Source organism: Streptomyces sp. NPDC007991 (assembly GCF_042958445.1).
Classification (GTDB): domain Bacteria; phylum Actinomycetota; class Actinomycetes; order Streptomycetales; family Streptomycetaceae; genus Streptomyces.
In genome coordinates this window covers 565,042-584,104 of the sequence record NZ_JBIBJD010000002.1, presented here as the reverse complement: position 1 = coordinate 584,104, position 19,063 = coordinate 565,042, and the positions used below count along the sequence as shown (strand labels likewise).

Annotated in this window: 15 protein-coding genes; 13 read left to right on the top strand and 2 right to left on the bottom strand. The window is 71.2% G+C overall.

Annotated features, from left to right (window positions below):
* Positions 1-61 precede the first annotated feature (61 nt).
* The 5 genes from ACFZDA_RS06750 (at position 62) to ACFZDA_RS06730 (ending at position 8,972) form a co-directional block, all read left to right on the top strand.
* A complete protein-coding gene (locus tag ACFZDA_RS06750) occupies positions 62-1,543 on the top strand; it encodes an FG-GAP-like repeat-containing protein (RefSeq protein ID WP_391075915.1) in 1,482 nt (493 codons plus the stop codon).
* A gap of 179 nt (positions 1,544-1,722) precedes the next feature.
* Positions 1,723-3,273, top strand: coding sequence for an alkaline phosphatase D family protein (locus ACFZDA_RS06745; protein WP_391075912.1), 1,551 nt, complete (start codon positions 1,723-1,725; stop codon positions 3,271-3,273).
* A 481-nt stretch (positions 3,274-3,754) separates the two neighbouring features.
* The gene (locus tag ACFZDA_RS06740; protein ID WP_391075909.1) at positions 3,755-5,251 is read left to right on the top strand and encodes a D-ribitol-5-phosphate cytidylyltransferase; all 1,497 of its coding nucleotides are present in this window, start codon (positions 3,755-3,757) and stop codon (positions 5,249-5,251) included.
* A gap of 172 nt (positions 5,252-5,423) precedes the next feature.
* Positions 5,424-7,559, top strand: coding sequence for a hypothetical protein (locus tag ACFZDA_RS06735; protein ID WP_391075907.1), 2,136 nt, complete (start codon positions 5,424-5,426; stop codon positions 7,557-7,559).
* A 204-nt stretch (positions 7,560-7,763) separates the two neighbouring features.
* The gene (locus tag ACFZDA_RS06730) at positions 7,764-8,972 is read left to right on the top strand and encodes a glycosyltransferase (protein WP_391075905.1); all 1,209 of its coding nucleotides are present in this window, start codon (positions 7,764-7,766) and stop codon (positions 8,970-8,972) included.
* A gap of 85 nt (positions 8,973-9,057) precedes the next feature.
* Here the strand turns inward: ACFZDA_RS06730 and ACFZDA_RS06725 are convergent, their stop codons facing one another.
* Positions 9,058-11,130 carry a hypothetical protein gene (locus ACFZDA_RS06725; RefSeq protein WP_391076794.1) on the bottom strand — a complete coding sequence of 691 codons (2,073 nt, stop codon included), beginning with the start codon at positions 11,128-11,130 and terminating at the stop codon, positions 9,058-9,060.
* A gap of 325 nt (positions 11,131-11,455) precedes the next feature.
* Here ACFZDA_RS06725 and proB point away from each other — a divergent pair, with 325 nt between their 5' ends.
* From proB to ACFZDA_RS06700, 5 genes are all read left to right on the top strand, one after another.
* Positions 11,456-12,562, top strand: coding sequence for a glutamate 5-kinase (gene proB, locus ACFZDA_RS06720; protein WP_391076791.1), 1,107 nt, complete (start codon positions 11,456-11,458; stop codon positions 12,560-12,562).
* Between the two features lie 133 nt (positions 12,563-12,695).
* The gene (locus tag ACFZDA_RS06715) at positions 12,696-13,154 is read left to right on the top strand and encodes a hypothetical protein (RefSeq protein WP_391076789.1); all 459 of its coding nucleotides are present in this window, start codon (positions 12,696-12,698) and stop codon (positions 13,152-13,154) included.
* 109 nt (positions 13,155-13,263) lie between these two features.
* The gene (locus ACFZDA_RS06710) at positions 13,264-14,550 is read left to right on the top strand and encodes a glutamate-5-semialdehyde dehydrogenase (protein ID WP_391075902.1); all 1,287 of its coding nucleotides are present in this window, start codon (positions 13,264-13,266) and stop codon (positions 14,548-14,550) included.
* Positions 14,551-14,682: 132 nt separating this feature from the next.
* Positions 14,683-15,285 carry a hypothetical protein gene (locus tag ACFZDA_RS06705; RefSeq protein ID WP_391075898.1) on the top strand — a complete coding sequence of 201 codons (603 nt, stop codon included), beginning with the start codon at positions 14,683-14,685 and terminating at the stop codon, positions 15,283-15,285.
* Between the two features lie 89 nt (positions 15,286-15,374).
* The gene (locus ACFZDA_RS06700) at positions 15,375-16,445 is read left to right on the top strand and encodes a hypothetical protein (RefSeq protein ID WP_391075895.1); all 1,071 of its coding nucleotides are present in this window, start codon (positions 15,375-15,377) and stop codon (positions 16,443-16,445) included.
* Between the two features lie 30 nt (positions 16,446-16,475).
* On the opposite strand, the gene ACFZDA_RS06695 is transcribed toward ACFZDA_RS06700, so the two are convergent.
* On the bottom strand, positions 16,476-17,612 hold the full coding sequence (locus ACFZDA_RS06695; protein WP_391076786.1) for a M48 family metalloprotease: 1,137 nt from the start codon (positions 17,610-17,612) through the stop codon (positions 16,476-16,478).
* 125 nt (positions 17,613-17,737) lie between these two features.
* Between ACFZDA_RS06695 and ACFZDA_RS06690 the strand changes: the two genes are divergently transcribed.
* From ACFZDA_RS06690 to nadD, 3 genes are all read left to right on the top strand, one after another.
* On the top strand, positions 17,738-17,899 hold the full coding sequence (locus tag ACFZDA_RS06690) for a hypothetical protein (RefSeq protein ID WP_391075892.1): 162 nt from the start codon (positions 17,738-17,740) through the stop codon (positions 17,897-17,899).
* Between the two features lie 152 nt (positions 17,900-18,051).
* The gene (locus ACFZDA_RS06685; RefSeq protein WP_010041970.1) at positions 18,052-18,216 is read left to right on the top strand and encodes a hypothetical protein; all 165 of its coding nucleotides are present in this window, start codon (positions 18,052-18,054) and stop codon (positions 18,214-18,216) included.
* Between the two features lie 94 nt (positions 18,217-18,310).
* The gene (gene nadD, locus ACFZDA_RS06680) at positions 18,311-19,054 is read left to right on the top strand and encodes a nicotinate-nucleotide adenylyltransferase (protein WP_391075889.1); all 744 of its coding nucleotides are present in this window, start codon (positions 18,311-18,313) and stop codon (positions 19,052-19,054) included.
* Positions 19,055-19,063 lie beyond the last annotated feature (9 nt).

Here is a 19,063-nt window from a genome sequence, read left to right as displayed (position 1 = left end):
TTTTGTTCTTTGCCGCGTCGCAACTGCCCAGCGGATCACCGGAGTTCACGTGCCCCAGTCCATGAGCAAGCGCAGCATCGGCCGAGGAGCCGGGGTGGCGGCGGCGATCGCCGTGGTCGCTGCCGTCACCGTCCCGGTGGCCGCGCACGCCGCCCCCACCGCCCCGGCCGCCGCGGCGAAGCTCCACGACGACTTCAACGGCGACGGCTATCAGGACCTGGCCGTCGCCGCCCCTCACGGCAAGGCGGGCGGCAAGACCCGTGCCGGGTACGTGGCCGTCGTGTACGGCTCGGCCAAGGGCATCGACCTCGCCCACAAGCAGGTCATCAGCCAGGACACCCCTGGCATACCCGGTACCGCCGAGGCCGAGGACTACTACGGCGACGGTCTGGCCGCCGGTGACCTGGACGGCGACGGATATTCCGACCTGGTCGTCGGTGCGCAGGGCGAGGACGTCGGGGACGTCATATCCGCCGGCACGCTCGCCGTGCTGTGGGGCGGGCCGCAGGGCCTGTCCGGGGGTACGGCCGTGGCCACCGGCACCGAGGAGGACCGCGTCGACCCGCTCCGCCCGGCGCTCGGCGACTTCGACGGCGACGGTCACCTGGATCTCGCCACCGGCAACCGCCTGCTGTACGGGCCGTTCGACCGCACCACCGGCGCCGCGAGCAGCCACCGCCTCGCCCTGGAGGCCGAGTACGTCACGGACGACGTGGCCGCCGGTGACGTCGACCACGACGGCATCGCGGACCTGGTCGCGCTCATCCACGACCACAGCGACGACGACCTGCACGACCCGGACGCCAAGCACCGCCGCGCGGTCTACCTGCGCGGTACCCCGGACGGGCTGAGCACCCCCGCCCCGCTGAAGAATCCCGACGGCACACGGATGCGGGGCGGCGAGAGCCTCGGCATCGGCGACGTGAACAAGGACGGGTTCGGCGACCTCGTCATCGGCCGCCCGGTCGACGGCTCCGGTGAAGTCCCGCTGGACGACCCGCTGCTGAAGGGCGGCCAGATCGGAGTCGTGTACGGCTCGGCCGACGGCCCCGACACCTCCCGTACGACGATCATCACGCAGGACACCGCCGGTGTGCCCGGCAGCCCGGAGTGGGGCGACGGCTTCGGCGGGGGCATCTCCGTCGCCGACGTCAACGGCGACGGCAGTGCCGACGTCTCCACCGGCAGCGGGAGCGAGAGCATCGGGGACGTGTACGCGGCCGGGCAGTTCACCGTCCTGCGCGGCGGGACGTCCGGGCTGACCGGGGACGGCGCCGTGTCCATGAACCAGAACACGGCGAACGTCCCGGGCACGGCGGAGCAGAACGACTTCTTCGGCGCCGAGACCAAGCTGCTCGACGTCAACGGCGACGGCCGGCCCGAGCTGTTCGTCAGCGCCACCGGGGAGAACCGGGACGGGGGAGTCTGGGCGTTCCCCAACCCGGTCAACGCCCCCAGCGCCACGGGCTCGGTCAGCTTCGGCGCGGGCACCCTCGGCACCGTGGCGGACGGCTCCGCCCTCGGCGCGGGCTTCGCCCGGTGATCCCTGGCTGATCATCTGTCAGACCCACCCCGGCAACGGCTTGTTCCGATGCTGGCGGTGGGTCTCCTTTTGTCTGCTTAGTTGTCATGTACGTGAACTCCGGCGTTCAGCGGGCGGACCGCCCGCGAGCGTGAAGCTTCCCCGTGTCCAAGTGGCCAGCGAGGTAAGGGAGTCAGACGATGACCGGAGCAGTATCCCCCGACCGACGCCGTTTTCTGACCGCCGGTGCCGCGGTCCTCGGTGCGGCGGCCTCCGCCCAGCTGTGGCTTCCCGCCACCGCCCACGGTGCCGAGACGCCGCTGCCCGACGGCGTGTTCAGCCTCGGCATCGCCTCCGGAGACCCGCTGCCGGACGGCATCGTGCTGTGGACCCGCCTCGCCCCGGACCCGCTGAACGGCGGCGGTATGCCCGACCGGGTGGTGCCCGTGGAGTGGCAGCTCGCGGAGGACCGGCGGTTCAGAAAGGTCGTCCGCGGGGGCACCGCCCAGGCCCAGCCCGAGTACGGGCACAGCGTTCACGTGGACGTACGCGGGCTGCGCCCGGACCGTGCGTACTGGTACCGCTTCCGCACCGGCGGGCAGCTCTCGCCCGTCGGCCGCACCCGCACCGCGCCCCACCCCTACAGCTCCGGTGGCTCCCTGCGCATGGCCCTGGCCTCCTGCCAGAACTGGCAGCACGGCTATTTCACGCCATACGCCGACATGCTGGAGCAAGACCCGGACGTCGTGGTGTTCGTCGGCGACTACATCTACGAGTCCACGCCGTCGGCGACGGGTGTACGGCGCCACGAGGGGGCCGGTGAGCCGGTCAGCCTCGTCCAGTACCGCAACCGGTACGCCCAGTACCGCACCGACCCGGACCTCGCGGCGATGCACGCGAACGCGCCCTTCGTGGTGACCTTCGACGACCACGAGGTGGACAACGACTTCGCCGGCGACATCCCGCAGGACCCGGACAAGCAGCCGCACGACGCCTTCGTGGCCCGGCTGACCGCCGCCTACCAGGCGTACTACGAGCACATGCCGGTCCGTGCGACCGCCGTCCCGGACGGCCCGCACATCCGGATGTACCGCCGTCTGGAGTTCGGCCGGCTGGCCCGGCTCAACGTCCTGGACACCCGGCAGTACCGCAGCGACCAGGCCACCAGCCAGGCCGGTGCCCAGGACCCGTCGCTGACCATGCTGGGCGCGCGGCAGAAGCAGTGGCTGCTGAACGGGCTGCAGAACTCGCCGGCCCGCTGGAACCTGATCGCCTCGCAGATCATGATGGCCGAGACGGACCTCCAGGTCGGCGAGGGCAAGCTCTGGTTCTACGACGCCTGGGACGGCTACCAGGCCGAACGCAACCGCTTCCTGCAGGAGTTCAAGCAGGTGCGCAACCCCGTCGTGCTCTCCGGCGACCGGCATCTGACGATGATCAGCGACCTCAAGGAGGACTACGCCGACCCGGACTCCGCGGTCGTCGGCGCCGAGTTCGTCGGCACCTCCATCTCCAGCAACGGCGACCAGGACCAGGCGGCCTTCCGCAAGGAGTGGGACCCGCGCCGCCCGGACAACCCGCACTGGAAGCTGCTCGACGCCCACCGCGGCTACCACCTCTTCGACATCAGCCGCGGCGGCATCGACGCGCAGGTGAGGGTGGTCGACACCGTACGGCAGCCGTCGGCGACGCCGAGCACCCTGGCCAGGCTGCGGGTCGAGGCCGGCCGGCCGGGCGTCGAGGTGGTCTGACCCGGCCCCTGGCGCACACGTGAGCCCGGTACTCCCCGGAGTGCCGGGCTCTGCGGCGTGCGAGACACGTGAGCCGTGTGAGAAGTCCGACCCGGACCGCGCGCGTATTGCTCTCGCCGAGACCGGAACGCTGCGGAATCTTGACCGGGAATTCCGGGGCAATGAGCCGCCGCGACCGGCATCGGGGCGACGGTTCGGGCCGGCGCCGTCAAAGCGCGTACCGTGCACGAGACATCGTCCGAGGAACTCGTGAAGGTCCTGGGTCACCGCTGTCTCACGCGGCTCCGACGTCGCTGAGCACCTGTGGAGTTACTCACAGCGCATTTCCCGGAGGCGCGCGGAACCGTCTCACCAATCACCAGGAGTGGGAGGTGAATGACAGGTTGCGCGCACATATGCGGCGGAGGGCGCTCACCTTGCACTGCGGTAACCACAAGTGGGACCATTTCCAAGTTCCCTGTCGCCCCAAGGTAGGTCACCTGTGTCCCAGCACATAGCCAAGCCCCGTACCACCGCAGTGATCCTGGCCGGTGGCACCGGTCAGCGGGTGGGTCTGTCGATCCCCAAGCAGCTGCTGAAGATCGCCGGCAAGGCAGTCATCGAGCACACGCTGACCACCTTCGAGAACGCCGACTCGATCGACGACATCATCGTGCTGATGGCACCCGGCTACGTGCCCGACGTCGAGAAGATCGTCGCGAAGGCCGGATTCAAGAAGGTCTCGAAGATCATCGAGGGCGGCGCCACGCGGAACGAGACCACCGAGCGCGCCATCTCGGCCCTGGGCGAGGGCCTGGCCGAGGGCGAGGACGCCAACGTCCTCTTCCACGACGCCGTGCGCCCCCTGCTCTCGCAGCGCGTCATAGACGACTGCGTCACCGCGCTGGAGCGCTACCAGGCCGTCGACGTGGCCATCCCCTCCGCCGACACGATCATCGTGACGCGCACGCACGGCGAGGACGGCGAGTTCATCACGGAGATCCCGGACCGCTCCCGGCTGCGCCGCGGCCAGACCCCGCAGGCCTTCAAGCTGTCCACGATCAGGCGGGCCTACGAGGTCGCCGCCGGCGACCCCAACTTCCAGGCCACCGACGACTGCTCCGTCGTGCTCAAGTACCTGCCCGACGTGCCGATCCACGTCGTCGCGGGCGACGAGTACAACATGAAGGTCACCCAGCCCGTCGACGTCTTCATCGCCGACAAGCTCTTCCAGCTGGCCTCCGCCGCCGCGCCCGAGCAGGTCTCCGAGGAGGCCTACCGGGAGCTGCTGACCGGCAAGACGGTCGTCGTCTTCGGCGGCTCCTACGGCATCGGCAAGGACATCGCCGAGCTCGCCGAGTCCTACGGCGCCAAGGTCTACGCCCTGGGCCGCTCCACCACCGGCACCCATGTGGAGAACCCGGAGGAGGTCGACGACGCCCTGTCCAAGGCCTACGCCGAGACCGGCCGCATCGACTACGTGGTCAACACCGCCGGCGTGCTGCGCATCGGCAAGCTCGCCGAGACCGACAACGCCACCATCGAGGAGGCGCTGAAGGTCAACTACCTGGCCCCGGTGCAGATCGCCCGCTCGTCGTACAAGTACCTGTCCGAGACCAAGGGCCAGCTGCTGCTCTACACCTCCAGCAGCTACACCCGGGGTCGCGCCGAGTACAGCCTGTACTCCTCGACCAAGGCCGCCATGGTCAACCTCACCCAGGCCCTGTCCGACGAGTGGGCCGACGACGGCGTCCGCGTCAACTGCATCAACCCGGAGCGGACGGCCACCCCGATGCGCACCAAGGCGTTCGGCCAGGAGCCGGCCGGCTCGCTGCTGTCCTCCGAGGCCGTGGCCCGTACCTCGCTCGACGTGCTGCTGTCCGAGCTGACCGGACACGTCATCGACGTCCGTCAGCAGGACCCGACCGCCGGTGCGGCCCGCGCCTCCGGCTTCGAGCAGGCGCTCGCCTCGGTCCTGGACCGGCAGGACGGCGTGTAATAATTGACGCCAAATAGACTTCGGTAATTCAGGCCTCTGCGCCCTCCTGTGAACAGGTACGTCAACAGGAGTGTTCGCAGGGGCCTGAATCCATACAGACTCGCGAATATTCACAGACCAGCCGCATTCTAGAACCAAGACCGGCACACCCCTCCCAAGAGCAGGTTTTTCCGTGATATCCACCGCTATTCGCGTCGCCCGGGTGGGCAGCGCGGCCGAGCTGGCCGCGGCGGTCCTCATGATGCTGGGCTTCCCCTGCCTCATGCTGGCCGCGCTCGTCCCGAGCGTCCCCGCCTTCGCGGCAGCGGCCGCCGTGACGTACCTGGCGGACCACTATCTGCACCGCAAGGGCAGCTACCTGATCAACCGCCTCAGCAAGGTGCGGGCCGGCCTGTCGATCCGCTTCCTGATCCGGCAGCTGCTGCTCGTCCTGTTGCTGGCCCGGCTGTCCCTCGCGGACAACCTGATCTACTACGGGGCGATCGCCTGCTTCATCGCCTTCTACGGTCTGCAGGCCCCGCACGGCGCGCTGGTCCAGCTGATCCGCAACCGGCGTCGTATGCCGGTCGCCACCCGTAACGTCGACCTGAAGTCGCGCATCCGCATCCCCGACGCCCCGCCGCGCCGGCTGCTGCACCGCTCCGCCGAGAAGATGCTGCACCTCGACCTCTTCGCGGTCGCCGGCATCCTGCTCGCCGCGCAGGTGAAGTCGGCCCTCGTCGGCTTCGTCGGCATCGGCATCACGGTGGCCGTCGCCACCCTGTACGTCCTGGCGCTCGTGCCGTACGTCCGGGGCCGGAGGATCCCGCCGAACGCCGAGAAGGTGCTGGCCGCCGTCGACGACTGGCTGGGCGAGTACAAGCCGGAGACCGTCCTGTACTTCTCCGGTTCCAAGGACTCGGCGTACCAGGTGAACATGTGGCTGGACACCATGGAGAACCTGGACTCCAAGCCGCTGATCATCCTGCGTGAGCGGGCCATCCTGAACAACCTCGCACCGACCACGGTCCCCGTCATCTGCGTGCCCGGAGGGGTGCACCTGATGAACATGGACCTGTCCACGGTGCGGGTCGCGCTCTACGCGGCGAACGTCGGCAAGAACATCCACATGCTGCGCGTGCCCACCATCAAGCACGTCTTCATCGGCCACGGCGACAGCGACAAGCTCGCCAGCGTCAACCCGTTCAGCAAGGTCTACGACGAGGTGTGGACGGCCGGCCGCGCGGGCCGCGACCGCTACGCCATCGCCGACGTCGGTGTCCGCGACGACGACATCGTCGAGGTCGGCCGCCCGCAGCTCGCCCCGATCCAGACCTGGGAGGGTGTCCCCGAGGGGCCCCGCGGCGGAGCCACTGACGGACGCTGCCCGACCGTGCTGTACGCCCCCACCTGGGAGGGCTGGGACGACAACCCCGGCAACACCTCGATCCTGCTGGCCGGCGAGAACATCGTGCGGAACCTGGTCGCGGCCGACCCGCCGGTGCGCGTCCTGTACAAGCCGCACCCCTTCACCGGCACGCGCAGCAGGGAGGCCAAGGCCGCCCACCAGCGCATCACCGCCCTGGTCCGCGAGGCCGCCGCCGAGCGTGCCGCCGACGCGCGCTTCGTCACCGACAGCGCCGCCCAGGCACAGGCCAAGGCCGAGCTGGCCCGGATCGAGGCCCGGATCGCCCAGCTGGTCGGCAACCGCGGCGACAAGGGCCGCGACGAGGCCGAGGCCACCCGTGACGGGCAGATCGACATCGCCCGGCACGCGGAGGTCGCCCGGCTGCGCGCCGAGTGGAACGACGCCTACTGGCGTTCCTTCCCCACCTGGGAGCACCGCGTCATCACCGGCGCCGAGCCGCGGCTGTACGACTGCTTCAACGTCTCCGACGCGATGGTCTCCGACATCTCCAGCGTGGTGTCCGACTTCATCGCGAGCGGCAAGCCGTACGCGGTCACCGACTCCGCGGAGGTGGGCGCCGAGGAGTTCAAGCGGAACAACACGGCCGTGCGGGCCGCGGTGATCCTCTCCAACAGCGCGGACGAGCTGGGCGAGCTGCTGAGCGCCGTCCGCGACCCGGCGGCCGATCCGCTGGCCGAGGACCGCAAGGAGCTCAAGCAGTACCTGCTGGGCCCGGACGAGCCGGCCTCCATCGACCAGTTCAACACCGCCGTCGCGAACCTCGCGCTCAAGGCCGAGACGCGCAACGTCGGCCAGGAGTCACGGGTCGCGGCCGCCACGGCCGAGTCGGAACTGGCGAACGCCGTGCCCGGGCAGCGGGTGTCCTCCGCCGGTGACACGGACGGTGTCGGCACGGGCTGAACCGCCGCCGCCCGCTTCGGAGTTCGGCCCCCGAGGAGTCTTCCTCGGGGGCCGAACTCTTTCTCGTGCCCGCTTCCTGACGGTTCATCATGTGAGGTGACTCACTCACACGTGTGATTGAGGCAACCGCTTGCCCCGATCACTCGTCTATCAAGTAGCGAATGAGGCGATACGGGGGGAATATCCCATTGACTAGGGGGAAACGTGACCGTGACGCAGCCTGATGTGAGTGTGATCATCGGTGCGTACGAAGCGATGCCGTACCTGATCGAGTGCCTCGCGTCCGTCGAGGCACAGACCATCGATCCGGAGCGCATCGAGGTCATCGCGGTGGACGACGGATCGACGGACGGTACGGGGGAGTACCTGGAGGAGTTCGCCGAGCGCGCTCCCATGCACGTCCTGGTGATCCGGCAGGAGAACTCCGGCGGCCCCAGCGGTCCGCGCAACGTCGGTCTGGCCAAGGCGAGCGGCCGTTACGTCTTCTTCCTCGACGCCGACGACCGGCTGGGCCCCGAGGCCCTGGAGCGGATGGTCGGCATGGCCGACCGCGCGGGGACGGACGTCGTCCTCGGCAAGGTCGAGGGCGTCAACCGCTCGGCACCGAAGTCCATGTGGGGCAGGACGGTGGAGCGCACGGACGTCTACTCGTCCAACATCAAGTTCACGCTCAGCGCGCAGAAGCTGTTCCGCCGCGCGCTGCTCGACCGGCACGGCATGCGGTTCGACGAGTCGCTGTTCACCGGCGAGGACGCCCTGTTCACGATGGAGGCGTACCTGCGGGCCGACGGCGTCTCCGTGGTCGCCGACCACACCTGCTACTACCTGGTGGGCCGTGACGACGGCAAGCACGTGACGAAGAGCGGCAGTTACACGCTGCGCTTCGACTCCGCGCGGGCCCTGATGAACCTCGTCGCCGAACTCGTCCCCGCGGGCGGCCGGCGCGACCAGCTGATGGTCCGGCCGTTCCTCGTCACCCTGCTGCCGCAGTTCGGGCCCAAGTACCTGACGGACAGCGAGGAGATACGCCGGCACAAGTTCGAGCTGGCCAAGCCGCTGATGGATGCGTACTGGACCGAGGGCGTCGCCCAGCGCCTCAAGGTCCACGAGCGGCTGCGGCTGCATCTGGTCGCCGAGCAGCGGCCCGAACTGCTGCTGGACGTCGTGAAGTTCGTCAAGGCCAAGAAGCAGGCGGCGGCGCTGCTGGAGAAGAAGGGCCGCCGCGTCTACCTGGTCTACCCGCACTTCCGCGACCGCGCGGCGGGCATCCCCGACTCGGTGTACCTCGCCGAGCCGCGCGAGGCCCGCGCCTTCCCGGGCTACCGCGAGGGCGGCGTCGACACGTTCGTCCGCCGGGCGGTGCGCAAGGCGCGGCGCGTGCTGACCTCGCGTGAGGTGCGTCAGGCGGCGTGAACGCGGGCGCGGGGCCGGTGGGCGATCGCCCACCGGCCCCGCGGTCCGGTCGGTTGGTTCGCCGGCTGGTCGGTCGTGTGTGCCGCTAGCGCGGTGCCGTCGTCGGCAGGGCCGCCTCGCCGCTCGCCGGCTGCGTGCGCTGGCCGGGCAGTTCCGCTGCCGGCCGTTCCGCCACCAGGCGCTCCGCCACCCGCGCCCGGTAGTCCCGGGCCTGAGCGCACAGGGCCTGTACGGCCGCGTTGAAGCGCTCCTGCGACGGCGGATCGGCCGGGCCCAGCAGGCGCAGCTTCAGCGCGGCGCGTGCCTCGGCCAGGGTGTCCTTCTCCGGGTACCGGACCGACTCCAGCAGGCTCGGCACCCCGGCCGCGTCCGGTGTCAGCACCGTCGCCGCCGCCACCGTCGGGAACGCCGTACGGAAGGCATCCTCGGGCAGCCCGCTGGTGTTCGCCACCGCGTACGGCTTCTCGCTCGCCAGGAAGTCACTGATCACGCTCGACACGTCGCTGATCAGCAGGTCGGCCACGTTGAAGCAGGAGTACAGCGCGGGCCGGGCGTCCGTGATGATCTGGTGCTCGCCCTCCCGCAGCGAGGCCCAGTAAGCCTCCTCCCAGGCCGCCGTCGCCCGTGCCACCGCCTCCGCCCGGCCCGGCTCCGGCGCCGACTGCACGAGCATCCGCTCCAGTGTGTCGGCCCCGGCCCGGAAGTCGGCCGTGGTGAGCCGGTCGAGCTCCTCGGTGAGGCGGGCGAGCGGGGCACCGGCCGTGGGGCGACGCCCGTCCGTGCGCTCCCGGTTGGCCGCCCGGATCAGCTCCCGGATGCGCAGATCGGCCGCGCCCGCGCGCGGGTCCACCGACCCCGTCAGCGGATGCGGCTTGTACAGCAGCCGCACGCCCGGATCGGCGAGCAGCGCCCGCACCAGGTTCTCACCGGCCGCGATCACCGACGTGTTGCCGGGGTTGCCGTCCCAGCCCTCCCAGGTCGGCGCGTACAGCACGGTCGTGTACGTCCCGGTCGGCGGGCCCGCGTACGGCCGTACGGCGTCCAGCTGCGGGCGGCCCGTCTCCACCACGTCCTTGTCCTCGACGCCCACCTCGGCCAGGGCGTAGCGCTCGCGCGCGGCGGGACCGGCCACCCAGACCTCGTCGTACGCCTTCGCGTACGGGTTGCACGAGGACAGCTTGTCGCTCTCGCCGTGGTTGACGAAGGTGTGCCTGATCGTGGGGATGCGCAGCACCTGGGAGGTCTTGCCGGAGTTCGACGGGTGGATGAGGACCTGGAGCGTGGAGTGCTCCAGACGCATCAGTGTCGACACCTTCGGCAGGCACACGATCGGGATGTCCGTCGCCGCGATCTTCTGCACCATGAACCGCTCGCGCAGCACGATGACCGGCTTGCCGTCGAGCTTCGCGACCGGCTCCAGCCACATGTTCGCCTGGTAGGCCGAGGAGATGCCGCCGGAGAAGTACAGGCCCACGGTCGGCCGGTACTCGGCCAGCCACGCGTCGAACCAGGCGAGCGCCTCCTGCTCGCCGGCCGGGCGGCGACCCGGCAGCAGCCTCAGGAGCAGGGCGCCGAGGCCGGTCAGCGCGAGGGCGAGGGAGAGCGCGATGCCCGCGGCGGCGTACACCGGCTCGTCGCCCGGCGCGGCGGCCAGCAGCCCGGCCGTCGCCGGCAGGCCGAACACCAGCAGCCGGTGGCCGGGGCGGCGCAGCAGCACGGACGGGGCCGGGGACAGCCGCAGGGCCGAGGCGTCGATGTTCCGGGTCACCACCGGCAGGGTGCGGGTCCGGCGCACCAGCACGGAGAGCGCCTGGATCGCGCAGTGCAGCACGTAGAAGGCGAGCAGACCGGCCACGAGCGGGGCGTACACCGTCTCCCGGTCCTGCTCCCCGAGCCGCAGCAGACCCACGACCAGCAGCAGGTCCCGCAGGACGTGCCGCACGGCGATGTCCGCGTGCGACTTGGCGAACAGCGACAGCACCCCGCGCTGCCACCGGTACAGGACGCCCTCGGTGGCCAGGGAGACGGTGGTCGAGGCGAGCAGCAGGGGGACGTGGGGCATGAGCGCCGCGACCGCCTGAGCGGCGAACGCGGCGGCCAGGACGATGGTGACCAGCCCCTTCAGCAGGGCCGGTGGGCGGGGGAGAGGTAGGGGCACTGCGGTCACTCCAGGAGCGTCGGGTCGGCGCGGCGCAGGTCGGCCGTCCGGGTTAACGTGCGGCGACCTCCCGACGACACGCGAGTGTCGTCCGGGCGTGGGGCGGCTGCCGTCCGGCGTGTCGTCGGACGGTAGCGGAAGATCACATTCCTGTCGTGGGGTGGGGCGGGACCGAAGCGGGCGACGGCCGCTCCCGTGACGTGAGCAGCACCGTCCGTAGCGTGGACCGGCGCCGCGCCCGGTCCGCCCGTCCCGTAGATTTCCTGGTGAGCGAACGGATCGACGCGAGGGGACGGACGGCGACGTGGCAGGGGCAAGGCAGGCCGTGGGCGAGGCCCGCAGGATCGTCGTCAAGGTCGGGTCCTCCTCGCTGACCACCGCCTCGGGCGGTCTGGACGCGGACCGGGTGGACGCGCTGGTCGACGTGCTCGCCAAGGTCCGCAGCGGCGGCGAGCGCGAGATCGTCCTGGTCTCCTCGGGCGCCATCGCGGCCGGTCTCGCCCCGCTGGGCCTGCGCCGCCGCCCCAGGGACCTCGCCCGGCAGCAGGCAGCCGCCAGCGTCGGCCAGGGCCTGCTGGTCGCCCGCTACACCGCCTCCTTCGCCCGCTACGGCGTCGGCGTCGGCCAGGTGCTCCTCACCTCCGACGACATGAGCCGCCGCGCCCACCACCGCAACGCCTCCCGCACCCTGGACAAGCTGCTCGCGATGGGCGCGTTCCCGATCGTCAACGAGAACGACACCGTCGCCACGGACGAGATCCGCTTCGGCGACAACGACCGCCTCGCCGCCCTCGTCGCCCACCTCGTCCGCGCCGACCTGCTGGTCCTGCTGTCCGACGTGGACGGTGTCTACGACGGCGACCCCGGCAAGCCCGGCACCTCCCGCATCGCCGAGGTGCGTGAGCCGTCCGATCTCGCGGGCGTCGAGATCGGCAGCGCGGGCAAGGCCGGCGTCGGCACCGGCGGCATGGTCACCAAGGTGGAGGCCGCCCGGATCGCCGCCGCCGCCGGCATCCCCGTCGTGCTCACCAGCGCCGTCCACGCGGCCGACGCCCTGACCGGCCAGGACACCGGCACCTACTTCCACCCCACCGGCAAGCGCTCCGCCGACCGGCTGCTGTGGCTCCAGCACGCCTCCACCCCACAGGGCGCCCTCACCCTGGACGACGGCGCCGTCCAGGCCGTCGTGGAGCGCCGCACGTCGCTGCTGCCGGCCGGCATCGCCGCCGTCGAGGGCGAGTTCAGCGCCGGTGACCCGGTCGAGCTGCGGGACGACACGGGGCACGCCGTGGCCCGCGGGCTCGTCAATTTCGACGCCAAGGAGATCCCCCGGTTGATCGGCCGCTCCACCCGCGAGCTGGCCCGTGAACTCGGACCCGCGTACGAGCGCGAGGTCGTACACAGGGACGACCTGGTGCTCCTGCATCCGTAATGTGTCGAAACGTCCGCCCCCGGTGGTGGACGTTCCGCAAAACCGCCCCGCGATCTCCCGCGGCCTGCTCAACTTTGTCCCGGGGACATGTTCCGCAGCAGCGCCACAGCGAAAGGAGGCCGTCGTGAGACGAGTGCGCCCTGGGGCCTCGGCGTCCCGTGGTGGTGCCGGCTCCCGCGCGGCCGGTGAGGAGCGGGCCCTGACGAGCGTGGCAGCGGGGGACCGCTTCGAGGGCGAGGAGCCCGGTGACACCCCGCGCCTGTGGCACGTCACCCTCAGCGTCTCCGGCAAGGAGGCCCCCCTCCCCGAGGTCCGGCGCGCCCTCGAACAGCTCGCCCACGACCACCCCTTCCTCCTGACCAGCCGGTACGCGGTCGACCACGCGGAGATCCGCTACTGGGAGGAGGCCCGCGACCTGCACGACGCGGCAGCCGTCGCCCTGCGCCTGTGGGGCGAGCACCGGCAGACCGCCGGGCTGCCGCCCTGGGAGATCGTCGGCCTGGAGGTCATCGACCGCGCGACCTACCACCAGCGCATCGCCGAGGGGTACGGGCCCCCGCCGGCGTCGCCGGTCGGAGTGCATCCGTTCTGACCCGGTCCGCCCGGAGGCCCCGGCACGCGCCTCGGGAGCTGTCCCGGGATGCGTCTCGGGGTGTGGAACGCGCCGTGAACGGTCCCGCCCGGCACACTACGCTTCCCTTATGACCACGCTTTCGCCGTACGACTCCATGTCCCCGGTCACCGAGGCCGCCTACCGCGCCAAGGCCGCCGCCGCGAGCCTCGCGCCGCTGCCGCGGGCCGACAAGGACGACGCGCTGCTCGCCATCGCCGACGCGCTGGAGGTCCGCACGAGCGAGATCGTCGAGGCCAACGCCAAGGACGTCGCCAAGGCCCGCGAGGCCGGCATCAGCGAGGGCATGATCGACCGGCTCACGCTCACCCCCGAGCGGATCCGTGCCATCGCCTCCGACGTGCGCGACGTCGCCGCGCTGCCCGACCCGGTCGGCGAGGTCGTGCGCGGCTCCACGCTGCCCAACGGCATCGACCTGCGCCAGGTCCGCGTGCCGCTCGGTGTCGTCGGGATCATCTACGAGGGCCGGCCGAACGTCACCGTCGACGCCGCCGCCCTGTGCCTGAAGTCCGGCAACGCCGTCCTGCTGCGCGGCTCCTCCTCGGCCTACCAGTCGAACACCGCGCTCGTGCGCGTCCTGCGCGACGCCGTGGGCGGGGCCGGGCTGCCCGCCGACGCCGTCCAGCTCGTGCCCGGCGAGAGCCGCGACAGCGTGCGCGAGCTGATGCGCGCCCGCGGCCTAGTCGACGTGCTCATCCCGCGCGGCGGCGCCTCCCTGATCAACACGGTCGTCCAGGAGTCCGTCGTCCCGGTCATCGAGACCGGCACCGGCAACTGCCACGTCTACGTCGACGCCCAGGCCGACCTCGACATGGCCGTCGAGATCCTGGTCAACTCCAAGGCCCAGCGCGTCGGCGTCTGCAACGCCGCCGAGACCCTGCTGGTCCACCAGGACATCGCCGCCGCGTTCCTGCCGCGCGCCCTGGACGCCCTCGCGGAGGCCGGGGTCACCGTGCACGCCGACGACCGCGTGCAGGCCTACGCCAAGGACTCCAAGGCCACGGTCGTCGAGGCGACGGCCGAGGACTGGGAGACCGAGTACCTGTCGTACGACATCGCCGCGGCCGTGGTGGACTCGCTGGACAAGGCCGTCGAGCACATCCGGCTGTGGACCTCCGGCCACACCGAGGCCATCGTCACGACGTCCCAGCAGGCCGCCCGCCGCTTCACCCAGCTGGTCGACTCGACCACGGTCGCGGTCAACGCCTCCACCCGCTTCACCGACGGCGGCCAGTTCGGCTTCGGCGCGGAGATCGGCATCTCCACGCAGAAGCTGCACGCCCGCGGCCCGATGGGGCTGCCCGAGCTGACCAGCACGAAGTACATCGTCACCGGGGACGGGCACGTACGGCGCTGAGCCGCCCGCCCCACGGTTGTGTGAGGGCGGCGCACATGTGGGCGGCAGGGGTGAACGGGCCGCGCGTGCGCCGCCCGGGACCCGTGAACGCCGTCTCAACCAGCGGATGAATTTCCATACCGTCTGCCCAAAATGACCCCCCAGGTCTACTCTGGAACCGTGCCGGAGGACGTGGGGGGCACGCCGTTTCCTGACGGCCGGGAGCCCGACGACGACCACGACCGCGGGGTGTCGGACGAAGAGTTCGCCTCCGTGGTCTTCGACGAGGCCTTCGTACGCGCGGCCGTGGTGCACGAGCCGAGTGCCGTGGAGCGCCTCCTGGCCGCCGCCAAGGCGAGAGCCGAGGCCTCCGAGGCGGAGGCGCGCCGCGCCCACTCCCGAGGCGAACGGTACGACGAGGGATACGGCCCGGACGGGCCCGGCCATTTCGGCCATGATCCCGAGCTGGACGAGCTGGACGACCCCGGCATGCTGGAGGACCGCTACGGCGGTACGGGGCCGTACTCCAAACAGGTCCGCTGGCACCGCCCCGTCGCCTGGCTGCTCGCCCTCGTGATGGGCGTCGGCATGGTCGCGCTGGCCTTCGCGGCGGTCTACCGGGGCGCCTCCTCCGACCGCGAGAATCCCGTGCCGGTGCCCACCTCCACAGGGCTGGGGCAGGGCAGTGGGGCGGCTCCCTCCGCTTCCGCCGAGTACTCCCCGCCGGCCGTCTCGGTGATCCCGCGCAACCCCTGACCGGAAGCCGCCCGTCTTGGTGAGGACCTGTCACAACTTGTGGTGCGGCAGGGCGTTTACCCGAGCTTCCGGAGACCTACCCTGAAGATATGGGCGGGCCTGGAGACCCACCTGAGGGGGCCCCGGAGGGCGCTCCCGGAGGTGGCGAGGACGAGTATCGATCCGTCGTCTTCGACGAGTCGTTCGTCCGGGCTGCCCGCCTCAAGGAGTACTCCGCGCAGGAGCGCATCGGCGATCACGCGCCCGCCGTACGCCGCGCCCCGCCCCTGCGCCGGGGCCTGTCCCGGCAGGCACTGGTCCTGGTCCTGCTGATCGCCGTCGCCTTCGGCACCGCGATCTACATGGGGGTACGGCACCCCTACCAGACCCCCGCCGCCCGGGACTCCGCCGAGCCCCTGCGGATGACCGTCATCCCGCTCGCCCCCGAGGGCAGGGTGCCCGGCACGGCCGACACGGCGCACCTGTACGAGCGCAGCCCCGCCGCACAGTTCAAGAGCGGCGCGGAGGGAGTGCCGCTGCCCGCCTCGCGGCGCACCGCGCACTTCTCGGACAGCCAGGTCGTCAGCGCCCTGACCACCGCCAAGGACTACGTCGTCCGCTCCGCCCTCGACCCGGGCGTGCTCATGGGCGGTGAGGTCCGCGCCGTCCGTGTCCTGCTGGACCCCGACCAACTGGGCCAGTTCGACGAGAGCTTCGCCCGTCCCACCGCGGACGGACGCCACGCGCCCACCGGCTGGCTCGTCCGCTTCGACCCCTCCCGCGCCGAACTGGCCGACCGCAGGGTGCGGGTCCAGGGCACGCTTCAGGCCGCCGAGGTCGACGCGTCCACGCTGGAGGTCACCGCCGACCACACGCTCGTGTACGCGCTGCGGCCGGCCGGGGCCGGTGGCAAGGCCGAGGTGTCCCTGTTCACCGTCCGGCGCGAGCTGCACTTCCGCTTCGACCGCGACGATCTGCGCCTGCACCAGGGCCAGCTGGTCGTCTCCTACGTCCAGGCCGGCCCGCTGTCCTGCGCCGAGGACTCCACGAGCCACCTGCGCCCCCTGCTGGCCGGCCAGACGGCCAAGGAAGGCGGCCCCGCGGGCACCGACCCCTACGCCACGGGGAGCGCCACGGCCCTGTGCGGCACGCTGGCGACGAGCGCGCAGCCGAGGGTGTGAGGCGGGCTTTCCAAGGCCGAGGCGGGCGCCTCAGCTGCCGTCGCGCGGCGGCTGGTCGTCGTCCGGGGAGTTTGAGGAGGAGTCCGACGGGTCCGGCGTCTCGGGGCCCCGGGGCGGCTTCTGGCCCGGGTTCGCGAAGCCGCCGAAGCCCCGGCGGACGCGGTCGCCCAGGTCGCCGGCGCCCCCGGCAAGGTCCGTGACCAGCTTCATCAGCGGGTCCTTGGAGCTCTTCACATGGGTCGTGTAGTGGTTCGCCGACTCCCGCCAGGAGTCCCGCACCGAGGTGTCCTTGTCCTCGTCGCGGCGCGGGTAGTGGCCGTCCATGATCCGCTGGTAGTCCCGCGACTCGGCCCACTTCTTCAGCTCGGCCGCCCGCACGGTGGTGAAGGGGTGGGAGCGCGGCAGCACGTTCAGGATCTTCAGCACCGAGTCGCGCAGGTCGCCTCCGGCCTCGTACTCCTCGGCCTGGGCGAGGAACGCGTCCACGTTCATCTCATGCAGGTGGTTGCCGCCCGCGATCTTCATCAGACCCCGCATGGACGCCTGGAGATCCTGCCCGACCAGCAGCCCCGCCCGGTCCGCGGACAGTTCCGACTTGCGGAACCACTCCCGCAGCCCGGTCACGATCGCCATGATCGCGAGGTTGCCCAGCGGGATCCAGGCGACCCGGACGGCGAGGCTGGTCAGGAACAGCAGGATGGTCCGGTAGACGGAGTGCCCGGACAGCGCGTGCCCCACCTCGTGCCCGACGACCGCCCGCATCTCCTCCTCGTCGAGCAGCTCGACGAGCCCCGTCGTGACGACGATGATCGGCTCGTCCAGGCCGATGCACATCGCGTTCGGCTGTGGGTCCTGGCTGACGTACATCGGCGGGACCTTCTCCAGGTCCAGGATGTAGCAGGCGTCCTGCAGCATCACGTTCAGATGCGAGAACTGCTGGTCCGAGACCCGCACCGAGTCGGACAGGAACAGCAGCCGCAGACTGCGCTCGGGCAGCAGGCCGCTGAGCGCCTTGAACACCGTGTCGAAACCGCTCAGCTTGCGCAGGGCCACCAGGGCGGAGCGGTCGGCCGGGTGCTCGTAGGTGCGCGAGGAGATTCCGGGGAAGCGCCTGCGCTGCCTGCTCGGCACGTGCTCGTGCCCGTTGTGCTCGTGGCCGTCGGACATGTCTTCCCCCATGTGCGTCTGTATGACCTTTGCGGCGCCTTGTGCGGCCTTTTGCTTCCCCGAGGCTGAGCCCAGCCTAGGCGGAGTTACGGTGGTCGGGCAGTACAGCGAAGGAGACCACCGCCATGGAGCACCACCCCGCAGCCGCCTGGCTCGCCGAGGCCGCGACCGCCGCCGATCGGCAAGGGGGGCCGGGGATGCTGCGGTACGTACTGCTCGTGATGATCGTGGGCTGTGTGCTGACCGCGTGGTTCCTGCTGCGTGGCTACAGCCGGAAGGACGACTGAGCCGCCGGGAAGGTTCCCCGGCCGGGCCCCGGCGGGACCGCGCACCGGTTCCGTGTCACAAACAGACGGAGTCGGGGTGATCGCCGTCGGGGCGCCCGCTTACGATGAGCCGACGTCTTTAACCCGCCCACACGCGATAGGTCCTGCCGAAGATGAGCTTCCACAGCACCGCTGCCCAGTTGGTCACCCTCGCCGCCGAGGGCGAGGAGCACGGCGGTAACCACGAGAGCCTCAGCCCCTACCTCACCGGTGGCGGCGCCCTCTTCGCCCTGCTGCTCCTGCTGTGGATCACCACCCGCTTCAACCGCGACCGCTGACCCCTGGCCGGGCGCCCCGCGCGGGGCGCCCCGGGACCACGGGGGCGGCCGGACCCTCAGGGGCCCTCAGGCAGGGCCGGTAGGGTCTGCACGCATGGGAGAGCAGGACATGCCTACCGGTCCGGCGAACGAGACGCCGCACGACCCGGCACAGGACACGGCGAGCGGCACCGGGCGACACCCGGAGCCCCGGCGTGCCACCACGGCGCACCGCCAGATCGACGGCCCCGGAACCGGCCGGCCCCAGCCGGGCAAGCGCCGCCTCGGCGTCATGGGCGGCACCTTCGACCCGATCCACCACGGGCACCTGGTGGCGGCCAGCGAGGTCGCCGCGGCGTTCCACCTCGACGAGGTGGTCTTCGTCCCGACCGGCCAGCCCTGGCAGAAGAGCCACCGCAAGGTCTCCCCGGCCGAGGACCGCTACCTGATGACGGTCATCGCGACCGCGGAGAACCCGCAGTTCTCCGTGAGCCGCATCGACATCGACCGCGGCGGCCCCACCTACACCGTGGACACGCTGCGCGACCTGCGCGCGCTCAACCCCGACACGGACCTGTTCTTCATCACCGGCGCCGACGCGCTCTCCCAGATCCTCACCTGGCGGGACAGCGAGGAACTGATCTCCCTCGCGCACTTCATCGGGGTCACCCGGCCGGGCCACCACCTGAACGACCCAGGACTCCCGGAGGGCGGTGTCTCGCTCGTCGAGGTGCCCGCCCTCGCCATCTCCTCCACGGACTGCCGTGCGAGAGTCGCCAAGGGCGACCCCATCTGGTACCTGGTGCCGGACGGAGTCGTGCGCTACATCGACAAGCGCGAGCTGTACCGCGGCGAGTGAGCCGAGAGG

What these genes read in the sequence shown, in the direction of transcription:
- ACFZDA_RS06750 (WP_391075915.1), top strand. Translation starts at nt 62, where the DNA reads ATGAGCAAGCGCAGCATCGGCCGAGGAGCCGGGGTGGCGGCGGCGATC.
- ACFZDA_RS06745 (WP_391075912.1), top strand. Translation starts at nt 1,723, where the DNA reads ATGACCGGAGCAGTATCCCCCGACCGACGCCGTTTTCTGACCGCCGGT.
- ACFZDA_RS06710 (WP_391075902.1), top strand. Translation starts at nt 13,264, where the DNA reads ATGACCACGCTTTCGCCGTACGACTCCATGTCCCCGGTCACCGAGGCC.
- ACFZDA_RS06705 (WP_391075898.1), top strand. Translation starts at nt 14,683, where the DNA reads ATGACCCCCCAGGTCTACTCTGGAACCGTGCCGGAGGACGTGGGGGGC.
- ACFZDA_RS06700 (WP_391075895.1), top strand. Translation starts at nt 15,375, where the DNA reads ATGGGCGGGCCTGGAGACCCACCTGAGGGGGCCCCGGAGGGCGCTCCC.
- ACFZDA_RS06695 (WP_391076786.1), bottom strand. Translation starts at nt 17,612, where the DNA reads ATGTCCGACGGCCACGAGCACAACGGGCACGAGCACGTGCCGAGCAGG.
- ACFZDA_RS06690 (WP_391075892.1), top strand. Translation starts at nt 17,738, where the DNA reads ATGGAGCACCACCCCGCAGCCGCCTGGCTCGCCGAGGCCGCGACCGCC.
- ACFZDA_RS06685 (WP_010041970.1), top strand. Translation starts at nt 18,052, where the DNA reads ATGAGCTTCCACAGCACCGCTGCCCAGTTGGTCACCCTCGCCGCCGAG.
- nadD (WP_391075889.1), top strand. Translation starts at nt 18,311, where the DNA reads ATGGGAGAGCAGGACATGCCTACCGGTCCGGCGAACGAGACGCCGCAC.